9 protein-coding genes are annotated in these 12,282 nt (G+C 67.2%); 1 reads left to right on the top strand and 8 read right to left on the bottom strand.

The genetic code is table 11. The features are described 5' to 3' along the window. Positions 1-63 precede the first annotated feature (63 nt). From QXZ94_RS27985 to QXZ94_RS27975, 3 genes are all read right to left on the bottom strand, one after another. Positions 64-957: a dioxygenase gene (locus QXZ94_RS27985; RefSeq protein ID WP_315723848.1), complete on the bottom strand. Its 894-nt coding sequence runs from the start codon at positions 955-957 to the stop codon at positions 64-66. Positions 958-1,244: 287 nt separating this feature from the next. Then, on the bottom strand, positions 1,245-2,453 hold the full coding sequence (pcaF, locus tag QXZ94_RS27980; RefSeq protein WP_315723846.1) for a 3-oxoadipyl-CoA thiolase: 1,209 nt from the start codon (positions 2,451-2,453) through the stop codon (positions 1,245-1,247). Between the two features lie 337 nt (positions 2,454-2,790). After that, on the bottom strand, positions 2,791-4,014 hold the full coding sequence (locus QXZ94_RS27975) for an IS4 family transposase (protein ID WP_315722016.1): 1,224 nt from the start codon (positions 4,012-4,014) through the stop codon (positions 2,791-2,793). 562 nt (positions 4,015-4,576) lie between these two features. Here QXZ94_RS27975 and mutS point away from each other — a divergent pair. Then, on the top strand, positions 4,577-7,321 hold the full coding sequence (mutS, locus tag QXZ94_RS27970) for a DNA mismatch repair protein MutS (RefSeq protein ID WP_315723844.1): 2,745 nt from the start codon (positions 4,577-4,579) through the stop codon (positions 7,319-7,321). A gap of 235 nt (positions 7,322-7,556) precedes the next feature. On the opposite strand, the gene QXZ94_RS27965 is transcribed toward mutS, so the two are convergent. From QXZ94_RS27965 to QXZ94_RS27945, 5 genes are all read right to left on the bottom strand, one after another. Then, positions 7,557-8,357: a hypothetical protein gene (locus QXZ94_RS27965; RefSeq protein WP_315723842.1), complete on the bottom strand. Its 801-nt coding sequence runs from the start codon at positions 8,355-8,357 to the stop codon at positions 7,557-7,559. Between the two features lie 252 nt (positions 8,358-8,609). Continuing rightward, positions 8,610-9,122, bottom strand: coding sequence for an OsmC family protein (locus QXZ94_RS27960; protein WP_315723840.1), 513 nt, complete (start codon positions 9,120-9,122; stop codon positions 8,610-8,612). A gap of 56 nt (positions 9,123-9,178) precedes the next feature. Beyond that, positions 9,179-9,964: an ABC transporter ATP-binding protein gene (locus tag QXZ94_RS27955; RefSeq protein WP_315723838.1), complete on the bottom strand. Its 786-nt coding sequence runs from the start codon at positions 9,962-9,964 to the stop codon at positions 9,179-9,181. Further along, entirely contained in the window at positions 9,964-10,812 is an 849-nt protein-coding gene (locus tag QXZ94_RS27950) for an ABC transporter permease (protein WP_315723836.1), read from the bottom strand. The genes QXZ94_RS27955 and QXZ94_RS27950 overlap by 1 nt, the downstream gene beginning before the upstream one ends. Before the next feature lie 331 nt (positions 10,813-11,143). Continuing rightward, entirely contained in the window at positions 11,144-12,118 is a 975-nt protein-coding gene (locus tag QXZ94_RS27945) for an aliphatic sulfonate ABC transporter substrate-binding protein (RefSeq protein WP_315723834.1), read from the bottom strand. Positions 12,119-12,282: the final 164 nt, after the last annotated feature.

Raw genomic sequence — 12,282 nt, 5'->3', positions numbered from 1 at the left:
AGCAGCATTCCTGCATCAATCTACAAGGTCTCGACCACCGAGCCCCTGATAGGCTGGGGCCGGCTACTTGATCGGCGCGCGCGGCAGCACGGTGTCGCCGATCTCCATGCGGTAGACGTGATCGAGCGAGTACCAGGGCGCGGTGACGTCGGGCTCGGTCGGATGCGGCTCGTCGTGGCGGATGAAATTGCCGAGCAGCGCGCGTGTGACGCCGAACTGGACGTCGCTGTCGATATGCGGGTCGTTGGGATCGTAGACCTGCGAGATCAGCACCTTGAAGCCCTGCTTGACGATCAGCGCATGCAGATGCGCTGGGCGGTAGGGATGGCGGCCCTGCGCCTTCAGGAGCCGGCCGACGACGCCGTCGGTCGGAATGGGATAGCCGACCATCATGACGGAGCGAAACCAGAAGCGGCCGTCTTCATCGGTGGAGAGCTTGCCGCGCAGGTTCATGTCGGCCTGCTCGGGATCCTGGTTCTCGTAATAGCCGATGGGCGAGGCGTGCCAGACGTCGACTTCGGCGCCGGCGACCGGCTCGCCCCGGGGATCGACCACACGCCCATTCACGAACAGCGCCGGCCCAGGCGTCGGCGAGCGCAGGATCGAGCCGCCGTTCTCTGTGCGCGGCGAGTTCAGCCGCCAGAACGGGCCGAGCAGCGACTGCGCCGTCTCGGTGTTGCCGCCATCGCCATTGTTGAGCAGGCAGACCAACGGCGAGACGCCGAGCGAGCCTGCCATCAGCACGACTTCGTTGTGCGTGTCGTTGGTGCGCTGGCCGAGTTCGGCGATGAGCGCGGCGGCCTCGCGGAATTCGGCCTCGGTGAGGCGGACGTCGCGGACGAAGCCGTGCAGGTGCTTGATCAGCGACACCATGATCTCGCGCAGCCGCGGGTTCGAGGTCTGCTCCATCACCGCCAAAACGGCGGGGGTGACGTCCTGTTCGCGGGAGATGGTCATAGTCAGGTCTCCGTCATTCCGCAGGATTATCGCGCATGGAGATGCAGAGCTGTCACGGCGAACCATCCCTGTCCGTTAGTTACTCTGTCATGCCCGGGACAAGCCCGGCCATGACGAGGTCGATAGAGACGAGCGCAAAACTGCGATCGTCATATGCGATGGCTTTCCGTCATTCCGGGGCGACGCGTCAGGGTCGAACCCGGAATCTCGACGTTGGCGGACTCATCTCAAGATTCCGGGTTCAGCCCTGCGGGCTGCCCCGGAATGACGAAGCGCGTTGCGCTTCGTCAGTTGATCGTCTCGACCGCCAGCGCGACGCCCTGGCCGACGCCGACGCACATCGTGGCGAGCGCGCGCTTGCCGCCGCGGACTTCGAGGCCGTGCACGGCGGTCATCGCGATGCGCGCGCCGCTCATGCCGAGGGGATGACCGAGCGCGATGGCGCCGCCGTGCGGATTGACGAAATCGGCGTCCTCGGCGACGCCGAGCTGCCGCAGGCAGGCGATGCCCTGTGACGCGAATGCCTCGTTCAGCTCGATCAGATCGAAATCGGTGATCTTCAGGCCGAGCCGCTCCAGCAGCTTGCGCACGGCCGGCACCGGGCCGATGCCCATGATGCGCGGCGGCACGCCGGCCGAGGCAAGCCCCAGCACACGCGCGCGCGGTGCGAGACCGTGCTTCTTCACCGCGGCTTCCGAGGCGAGGATCATCGCCGCGGCGCCGTCATTGACGCCCGAGGCGTTGCCGGCAGTGACCGTGCCGGGATTGCGCACGATCGGCTTCAGCTTGGCGAGACCTTCGAGCGTGGTCTCGGGGCGCGGATGCTCGTCCTTGTCGACGGTGACGGGGCCGGCCTTGCCGCCGGGCACGGATACCGGCGTGATCTCGGCGGCAAAATAGCCCGAGGCGATCGCCTGACCGGCGCGCTGCTGAGAGCGGATCGCGAACGCATCCTGGTCGGCGCGCGACACCTGGAATTCCTCGGCGACGTTCTCGCCGGTCTCCGGCATCGAGTCGACTCCATATTGCTGCTTCATCAGCGGATTGATGAAGCGCCAGCCGATCGTGGTGTCGAAGATCTCGGCCGAGCGCGAGAACGCCTCGGTGGCCTTGCCCTGCACGAACGGCGCGCGCGTCATCGATTCCACGCCGCCCGCGATCGCGAGATCGACCTCGCCCGCGCGGATCGCGCGGCCCGCTGCGCCGACCGCATCGAGGCCGGAGGCGCAGAGACGGTTGAGCGTCTGGCCGGGAATGGAGTCGGGGAGCCCCGCGAGCAGCAGCGCCATGCGCGCGACGTTGCGGTTGTCCTCGCCGGCCTGGTTGGCGCAGCCGAAGAACACCTCGTCGACCGCCGCCCAGTCGAGATTGGGATGCTTGGCCTTCAGCGCCTTCAGCGGCGTCGCCGCGAGATCGTCGGTCCGCACCTTCGCCAGCGCGCCGCCGAAGCGCCCGATCGGGGTCCGCACCGCATCACAAATGAACACGTCTCGCATCGCTCTCTCCCGGGGGGTGTTTCTGGTCACAATTGACGGCGGTTTTAGGAGTGCGGTGGAGGCAGGTCAAATGACGGGAACGCGGGGTGGCATGCGTGGAGACTTGGCTTGCGCACGATGCAGCCGCACGCGCGGTCTGCTCCCTCTCCCCGTCCTTTGCTGGGAGAGGGCTGGGGTGAGGGGCCGCCGCACGGGAAGTGCCGCTTGTTTGCAGTGATCATGTCACCTCGAACCGCCGTGCCCGTCCGACAGACTCTCGCCTGGGCCGCGTATGTGCCATGCCCCTCACCCGGATTGCTGCGCAATCCGACCTCTCCCCGCAAGAGCGCTAGGGTTTCTACACGATTTGGAGGGCTTTGCCGGCAACGAGGATTTGGAAGCGGGTCATTCCGTTGTGAAAGGTGATTGGCCCGGGAGGCCGGTGCGAGGCGTAGCCGGTCCATCCCCCAAGCTTTGCGATAATCCATGCCGCCCACTCGAGGGTGTTGGGTCGATGCGGGTTCTCCTGAAGCTTGGTCCTGCCTTTCATGGTTTTGTTGATGGCGGCCAGCACTTCGATTTCTTCGGGTGTGAAGGCGCATTTGATCGGCAGTTGTTGACCACCGTTGCGGGCCTGAACGAGCTGAATGACGATACACGCCGCTTTGGTAGCGATCGCCACCAGCTTGATCAGGGCCTGGGCGCTTTCGAGCTGGCTGTCCTCGATACCCAGACCCTGGCTCTTCAGCGAGCGAAAGAGCTGTTCGATGATCCAGCGCAGCTTGTACCAGGAGACGATCTGCCAGGCATCGGCCGCCTTGGCGATCGAATGAGTGGTCAAGAGCAGCCAATGAACGGGCTCGGCGCCCTTCGGAGGATGCAGCTCGACGACTTCCGCGAAGCCGATCTTCACGGACTCAGGCAGCCCCTTCATGCCGGGTCGCGCGGGCCGTTTGAGCTCGACGGTTCCGAAGCGCAGCGAGAGATGGGCTTGGCGAGCGCGGCGATCCATGCGCTGCGGAAGGTCGATCACCGCCTTGTCGCAGAAGCGCGCTCGCTCTACGGCTTGATAGAGCGTGCTGCCGTCAGCCAGCGCATGATCGTGCATGGCTCGCGTCAGCAGGTGGACGTTGTCGCCAGGCGTCAACGCCCAATGCGCAAAGAACTCCCCTTCGCGATCATTGACAACGGTGATCATGCGCGCTGCAGCAAGAACCTCGCAGCCCTGCTCGGCCGTCGTTACCCAGCGCGCCGATTCCTTGTTGGCCAACTCCCGCTGGTCGTGAGGGACCTTAACCTTGCCCCGGCGCGTCCACACCTCGCCACCGGTGAGACCGAGGCAAGCTCCGCTGTCGGCATCAACCGCCATCATGGCATGCAGCAGCACACCGCGGGCATTGCCTTTGCCGACCTTGCCCAGTCCGCGCCGGCGTCCCCGCTGCGTTTGGAACTTGACCTCGCTGGTGTCCTGGATCGCCAGCACATGCCGTCCACCGACGACGGCCGCCGTCTGCCTGCTCCAGCCCTCAATCAGCCGATCGATCGTGACTTGCGGATTGTTCACGAACCGCCAGTACGCCATGTACGCGGCCCAGTCACCCCGCGCCATCTGGCGCAGGCAGACGCTGCGCGCACAAAGCATAGCCTGGACGAACGCCGCCCCCTTTTATCGAGGCGCACGTCGCCAAACTCGCCCAATGACAAATCCGGCTCTCGCTGCATCTCCAACGCTCCTTCAAATCAAAGCGTCGGATACAGAATCATACAACAGGCATAGACGGCGCAACATCATGACAACCCGAGTCAATCTGTCGCGCAAGACGTGTAGAAACCCTAGCGCTTGCGGGGAGAGGTTGCACTACCGCCGCCGCCAGAACTGCAAGCAAGGCGCACACCGCCGCTCCACCCTCGCCGTCATTCCGGGGCGGCGCGCGCAGCGCGGCGAGCCCGGAATCGATGGCTGCACGACCCGCCGCACGATGGATTCCGGGTTCGTGCTGCGCACGCCCCGGAATGACGCCGGTGGTGCTCTCCGGCGCTTTCGCTCTGGCGCTCGCGCGAGGCAAAAATTGCCATCGTGGAAAACCGGGACATCGCCTGCAAAGCGGTAGGACCGTCCGGGCAAATTGGCTAGTTTCCGCGCCATGACCATCCAGCAGCCCATCTCCGCCCCGGTTCCGCAAGAGTCGGTGTCCTCGGCCGTGCCCGCCGAGGCGCCGGCCAAGCTCACGCCGATGATGGAGCAGTATCTCGACATCAAGGCCGCGCATCCCGGGTTGATGCTGTTCTACCGGATGGGCGATTTCTACGAGCTGTTCTTCGAGGACGCCGAGGTGGCGTCGAAGGCGCTCGGCATCGTGCTGACCAAGCGCGGCAAGCATCAGGGCCAGGACATCCCGATGTGCGGCGTGCCGGTGGAGCGCTCCGAAGACTATCTGCACCGGCTGATCGCGCAGGGCATCCGCGTCGCGGTCTGCGAGCAGATGGAGGATCCGGCGGCAGCGCGGGCGCGCGGCAACAAGAGCGTGGTCAAGCGCGGCGTGGTGCGCGTGGTGACGCCGGGCACCTTGACCGAAGACAATCTGCTCGACGCGCGCGCCAACAACTATCTGCTGTCGATCGCGCGCAGCCGCGGCTCGTCCGGCGGCGACCGGCTCGGGCTTGCCTGGATCGACATCTCGACCTCGGATTTCATCGTCACCGAATGCGCCTTCGCCGAGCTCACTGCGACGCTCGCGCGCATCAATCCGAACGAAGTCATCGTCTCGGACGCTCTCTACTCGGACGAAGCGTTCGAGCCGGTGCTGCGCGAGCTCGCTGCGGTGACGCCGCTGACGCGGGACGTGTTCGATGGCGCCACCGCCGAGCGGCGGCTGTGCGACTATTTTGCCGTGGCCACCATGGACGGCCTCGCGGTGCTGTCGCGCCTGGAAGCCACCGCAGCGGCCGCCTGCGTCACCTATGTCGAGCGCACCCAGGTCGGCCAGCGTCCGCCGCTGGCGCCGCCGGCGCGCGAGGCGACCGGCAGCACCATGGCGATTGATCCGGCGACGCGCGCCAATCTCGAATTGACGCGCACGCTCGCCGGCGAGCGCCGGGGCTCGCTGCTCGACGCGATCGACTGCACGGTGACCTCGGCCGGCTCGCGGCTCCTGGCGCAGCGCCTCGCCGCGCCGCTGACGGAGCCGGCGCAGATCGGGCGGCGGCTCGATGCGGTGAACGTGTTCGTCGCCGACAGTGCGGCACGCGAGGACATCCGCTCGATCCTGCGCGGCGCGCCGGACATGACGCGCGCGATGGCGCGGCTGTCGGTCGGCCGCGGCGGGCCGCGGGATCTCGCGGCGCTCCGCGACGGCATCCTCGCCGCCGACCAGGCGCTGGCGCGGCTGTCCGTGCTCGACCAGCCGCCGCAGGAGGTCGCGGCAATCATGTCTGCGCTGACGCGGCCGGCGCGCGCGCTCGCCGACGAATTCGCCCGCGCGCTCGACGAGCAGCTGCCGCTGATCAAGCGCGACGGCGGCTTCGTCCGGTCAGGCTACGACGCGACGCTCGACGAGACGCGCAATCTGCGCGACGCCTCCCGCCTCGTCGTCGCCTCGATGCAGGCGCGCTACGCCGACCAGACCGGAATCAAGGCGCTCAAGATCCGGCACAACAATGTGCTCGGCTATTTCGTCGAGGTCACCGCACAGCACGGCGACAAGCTGATGTCGGCGCCGTTGAATGCGACCTTCATCCATCGCCAGACGCTGGCGGGCCAGGTGCGCTTCACCACCTCCGAGCTCGGCGAGATCGAGGCGAAGATCGCGAATGCCGGCGAGCGCGCGCTCAATCTCGAACTCGAGATCTTCGACCGTCTCTGCGCGCAGGCGCTCGCGATCGGCGACGACCTGCGCGCCGCGGCGCATGGCTTTGCGATGCTGGATGTCGCAACTGCGCTCGCCAAGCTCGCGGTGGACGACAACTACGTCCGCCCCGAGGTCGACGGCTCGCTCGGCTTCGCGATCGAGGGCGGCCGCCATCCGGTCGTGGAGCAATCGCTGAAGTGCGAGGGCCAACCGTTCATCGCCAATTCCTGCGATCTGTCGCCGACACCGGGGCACAAGAGCGGCCAGCTGTGGCTGCTGACCGGTCCGAACATGGCGGGTAAGTCGACCTTCCTGCGGCAGAACGCGCTGATTGCCTTATTGGCGCAGATCGGCTCGTTCGTGCCGGCGAGCCGCGCCCGCATCGGCATCGTCGACCGGCTGTTCTCGCGCGTCGGCGCCGCCGACGATCTCGCGCGCGGACGCTCGACCTTCATGGTCGAGATGGTCGAGACCGCGGCGATCCTCAACCAGGCCGGCGAGCGCGCGCTGGTGATCCTGGACGAGATCGGCAGGGGCACCGCGACCTTCGACGGCCTGTCGATCGCCTGGGCGGCGATCGAGCATCTGCACGAGAGCAACCGCTGCCGCACGCTGTTCGCGACGCACTATCACGAGCTCACCGCGCTCGCCGCCAAGCTGCCGCGGCTGTTCAACGCCACGGTGCGCGTCAAGGAATGGCAGGGCGACGTGGTGTTCCTGCACGAGGTGCTGCCCGGCTCCGCCGACCGCTCCTACGGCATCCAGGTGGCGAAGCTCGCCGGCCTGCCGCCGGCGGTGATCAGCCGCGCGAAGTCGGTGCTGGCAAAGCTGGAGGCCGCCGACCGCGGTCAGAACGCCCGCGCCTTGGTCGATGATCTCCCGCTGTTCGCGGTGCCCTCGCGCGCGGCGGTGGAGCCCACGATGTCGAAGGAGACGGAGGAGCTGATCGCCGCGGTGACGGCGCTGCATCCCGACGAGATGACGCCGCGCGAGGCGCTGGATGCGTTGTATCGGCTGAAGGCAAAGCTGCCGACCAAATAGTCGGCTGTCATTCCGGGGCGCGCGTCAGCGCGAGCCCGGAATCCATCCCTCGCCGGAACATGCGGCCCGATGGATTCCGGGCTCGCGCTTCGCGCGCCCCGGAATGACAGCGGGGTTGGGGAGGCAGCTCGGCTCACACTTGCCGTCATTGCGAGGCGCCCTTGCGCCGAAGCAATCCAGAATCCCACCCGAGCCCCTGGATTGCGTCGCTGCGCTCGCAATGACGTGGAGAGAGCTAACGGGCTACGGCCGCTTTTCTTCGTCCCAGCCACCACAGGCCGAGATTCCACCCGACGCACGTCGCCAGCGCGCCGCTAAGACCCGCCACCGCGCCCAGATGCAGGCTGCCGAGATGCAGCACGATGACCGCGAGCGAAAATCCGATCAGGCCCCAGGCGCCATTGGCCATCACCGCGGCGGTTGCGGGGCCGCCGATGCGCGGCTGCAGGATCAGCATCATCGAGGTGAAGACGATCGGAAACAAGGCGAGGATGCCGGACACGCTCGGGCCGGCCCAGCCGGAGACCGAGGTGACGGTGGCGACCAGCGTTGCGACCAGCGAGGCGCGCAAGGGCACGTCGTACCAGCGTCGGGTGATCAGCGGCATCTTGGCGTGGCGATAGCGCTGCAGCAGCGGCAGGCAGATCGCGAAGGTGATGATGTTGGCGACAATGCCCATCGTCAGCGTCCACTGCACGCTCTTGATCAGCGATGCGAGCCCGAGCCACACGGCGACTGCGGTAGCGCTCGCGACCCACACGCTGTGGCGCTGCGCCAGCACGGCATAAGCGAGGCTGAGGAAGATGGTCGCGGCGTTGATCGGCAGGCTGGTCAGGGCTCCTTGGGCGATGAACGACGCATCATGATCGAGCGCCAGGAAGACGTAGGTCGGCCCGGCCGAGATGGGAAGCGTCGCGACCAGCGCGCCGATTACGGGGCCGGTGCGCTCGGCGATCATCGAGGCCGATACGACGAACGACGCCGCGATCGCCATGCGCAGGCCGAGAATGAGCAGGAAGGACGGATCGAGGGACATCAGCTCATGCCGCAGGGGCGGTGGGCTCCCTCTCCCGCACTTGCGGGGGAGGGCTGGGGTGGGGGCGCGTCTCGGGTGGTGATCGTTGAGCGCGTCGTGGTGAGAGAGCCCCCACCCGCCTCGCATCTGCGATGCGAGACGACCTCCCTGCCGCATCCGCCTTCGCTCTTCGAGCTACGGCGGACAAGCGCGGGGGAGGCGCTGACCGAGCGAGCCGCGCTGGCTCGCGCTCATCAAGGGGCAAGGTAGCGGCTAAGCCACCCGCTTCAAGCTGACCGACACCTTCGGGCCGTTCTTGATGGTCTGATAGACCACGCAATAGCGCTCGGTGAGCTTGAGCAGGAGGTCGAGCTTGTCCTGCGGGGCGTCGGTGTCGACCTCGAAGCGCAGACGGATTTCCTGGAAGCCGACCGGGGCCTCCTTGTCGACGCCGAGCGTGCCGCGGAAATCGAGATCGCCTTCGGCCAGCACGAGGCCGCTTCTGAGCGGGACCTCGACCGCGGTCGCGACCGATTTCAGCGTGACACCGGCGCAGGCGACCAGCGCCTCCAGCAGCATGTCGCCGGAGCACAGCTCGAGGCCGGAGCCGCCGGTCCCCGGATGCAGACCTGCCACGGCCATGGCGCGCCCGGTCTCGAGCTTGCAGGTCAGGCCGTCGCCGCCGACCTCGCCCTTCGCCTTCAGCGTGATCACGGCGGCGGAGGGGTCAGCCTTGTAGCGTTCCTTGATCGGCGCCTGCATGGCGCGCAGCTCGGCAGCATCCATTGTCGTTCTCTCCCGGATTCATTTCGGGACAGATGTACCGGGCCGCGCCGCGGCTGTCACCACCACAGCCCGCCGCCAGCGTCACGCCTGCCCTGCGTGTCAGGCACCGTCCGGTCGAGCGAGCGGTCCAGCGCCGTCAGAACATGGCGCTTGAACTGCTCGAACAGCGGCGCGTTGCGGTCGCGCGGCCGCGACAAATTGATGGTGATCTCCTCGAACAGCCGGCCGGGATGCGGCCGCATCACCAGCACGCGGTCCGCCAGCACCACCGCCTCCTCGACGTCGTGCGTGACCAGCACGAGCGTGGGTCGGGTGTCGGCCCAGAGGTCGAGCAGATGATCCTGCAGGTCTTTTCGCGTGAAGGCGTCGAGCGCCGAGAACGGCTCGTCGAGCAAGAGCACCTCCGGCTGCGCCACCAGCGCGCGGGCGATCGCGACGCGCTGCGCCTGGCCGCCGGAGAGTTCGCGCGGCCAGACCTTGGCCTTGTCGGCCAGGCCGACGCGCGCCAACGCCTTCGCCACACGCTCACGGCGTTCGGCGGCCGGCAGCTCCGACAGGCCGAAGCCGATATTGTCGGCGACGCTGAGCCAGGGCAGCAGCCGCGGCTCCTGGAAGATGATGCCGACCTTGGCATGCGGCGCCGTGATCGCCTCGCCGTCGAGCGTCACGGTGCCGGCGCTGGCGCGGTCGAGGCCGGCGATGGCGCGCAGCAAGGTCGACTTGCCGCAGCCGGAGCCGCCGATGATGGCGATGATCTCGCCGAGCTGGATCTCCGACGAGAACCGCTCCAGCGCATGAACGCCGTTGGGATAGACCTTGGTGACGGAGGCAAGCTGCAGCATCAGGCGGCTCCGCTCTGGCGCGCAAAACTGTCCTGCCAGCGCAGCAGCGGCGCGGTCGCGATCTCCAAGAGCCAATCGGTCGCCTTGCCGATGATGGCGAAGATGACGATGGCGGCGACGATCTGCGCGGGCTTGCCGAGCTGCTGGCCGTCGATCAGGAGGTAGCCGAGGCCCTCGGAGGCGCCCATGAACTCGGCGGCGACGACGAACATCCACCCAAGGCCCAATCCGACGCGCAGCGCCACGACATAGGCCGGCAGCACGGCCGGCAAGAGGATGCGGCGGATCATCGCCGGGCCGGAGAGGCGGAAGACGCGGCCGACCTCGACGATCTTGCGGTCGACCGACAGGATCGCGCCGGTGACGCCGAGATAGACCGGGAAGAACACGCCGACCGCGATCAGCGCCACCTTCGAGGTCTCGAAGATGCCGAGCCAGAGGATGAACAGCGGCACCCAGGCGATCGACGGAATCGCGCGCAGCGCCTGGATGGTCGGATCGACCAGCCGGCGGGCGAGGCTCCAATAACCGCAGATGCCGCCGAGCAGGGTGCCGACGGCAACGCCGAGGCCAAAGCCGATGCCGACGCGGGTGAGCGTCATGGTGATGTGGCGGGTCAGCTCGCCGGAGCGGGCGAGCTCGGCGATGGTGGTGAAGACTTTTGACGGCGGCGGCACCAGCCGGCCGTTGGACCAGCCGGCCCAGACCGCGAGCTCCCAGGCGAGCGCGAGGCACAGCGGCAACAGCAGCCCGAGCAGCGGCCGCGCCAGCCGGGCGGCCCAGGGCTGACTGGCGGTCTGCGGTGGGGCCGCCGCGGCGGGGGCCTGGAGTTCGACGGTCATGGTCATAGTGAGAACAGCGTCTCGGATGGGAATGCAAGGCGGGATGGGGGGCGCTTGTCGCTTGCGGATGTGAGCGCGCGCCTGTCAGGGATGAGCCAACGGCGGCGCCCCAATTTCGGTGTCGTCCCGGCCTTGAGCCGGGACCCATACTCCGCGGCCGTCGTGGGGAGGCGAGATGCCGCTCCAGCGTGCCTCAAACACCTTCACGGAGTATGGGTCCCGGATCGGCGCTCGACAACGCTGTCGCGTTGTCGAGCTTGTCCGGGACGACACCGGTTCGTCGCGCCACCGGCTTTTGTCGCGCTCACTTTGCGGCAAGAGCGAGCTTGGGTAGGCCCTAGTTCGTCGGCAGCGGGACCTGGTCGTCGATCAGCGCGTCCAGCGTCGCCTTCACGTCGACCTTGGCATCCACCACGCCGGCCTGCTGCAGCGCCAGTCCGGCCGCCAGAATCGACTCCCGCTGCGGCGCGCCGATGCGGCTGTGGGTCAGCTCGGTGCGCTCTTTGAGCTGCTTGTCGACGACCGTCTCCGGGAGCTTGGTGACCGCAATGAATGTCTTCTTCAGGTCGTCGTAATTGGCGAGCGCGTCCTTGCGGGCGACCTCATAGGTGGCCAGCACACGGCGGACGATCTCCGGATTGTCCTTCAAGAACTGCTCGCGGACATTGAGGATGCCCCAGGTATTGGCGTCGGCCTTGCGGTAAAATAGTTTTGCGCCCTCCTCGACCTCGGCCTGCGCCATCATCGGATCGAGCCCGGCCCAGGCGTCGACGTCGCCGCGGAGCAGCGCGGCCTTGCCGTCGGCGTGCTGCAGCAGCACCGGGGTGATGTCCTTGTCGGTGAGCCCGGCGCCGAGCAGCGCGCGCACCAGGAAGATGTGCGGATCGGTGCCGCGCGTCACCGCGACGCGCTTGCCCTTGAGGTCGGCGACGGAGGCGATCTTGGAGTCCTTGGCCGTCACCAGCGCCGTCCATTCGGGGCGGGAATAGACATAGATCGACTTGATCGGATTGCCGTTGATCTTGGCGACCAGCGCGGCAGAGCCAGCGGTCGAGCCGAAATCCAGCGAGCCGGCATTGAGGAACTCGAGCGCCTTGTTGGAGCCGGCCGACTGCACCCAGGTGACCGTGATGCCGTCCTTGGCGAATTCCTTCTCCAGCAGGCCCTTCTGCTTCAGGACCAGCGACACCGGATTGTAGGTCGCCCAGTCGATGCGGATTTCCTTGGGCTGCTCCGCGGCTGCTGCAACGCCGCATCCCAGTAGAAACACGGCCGCGAGCCCGGCCAGTCCCCGCCTCGTCCATCCACCCATCGTCAACCTCCTGAAGCCTAAAAACATTGGTGTTGTTTCAAGGTGTTATGCCAGGGCTCAACGAGAATTGTTTTTCCTTTGCAGGGCGCGCCGAAGCACGATCATCATCCACGCCGAACCGGTGACAGCATGGATCGATTGCTGCATTGGAAGTTTCGTGACAG

Source organism: Bradyrhizobium sp. SZCCHNS2022 (genome assembly GCF_032377575.1).
GTDB classification, from domain to species: domain Bacteria; phylum Pseudomonadota; class Alphaproteobacteria; order Rhizobiales; family Xanthobacteraceae; genus Bradyrhizobium; species Bradyrhizobium aeschynomenes.
The sequence above is the reverse complement of the archived record's forward strand: the minus strand, read 5'-3'. Positions and strand labels throughout refer to the sequence as shown.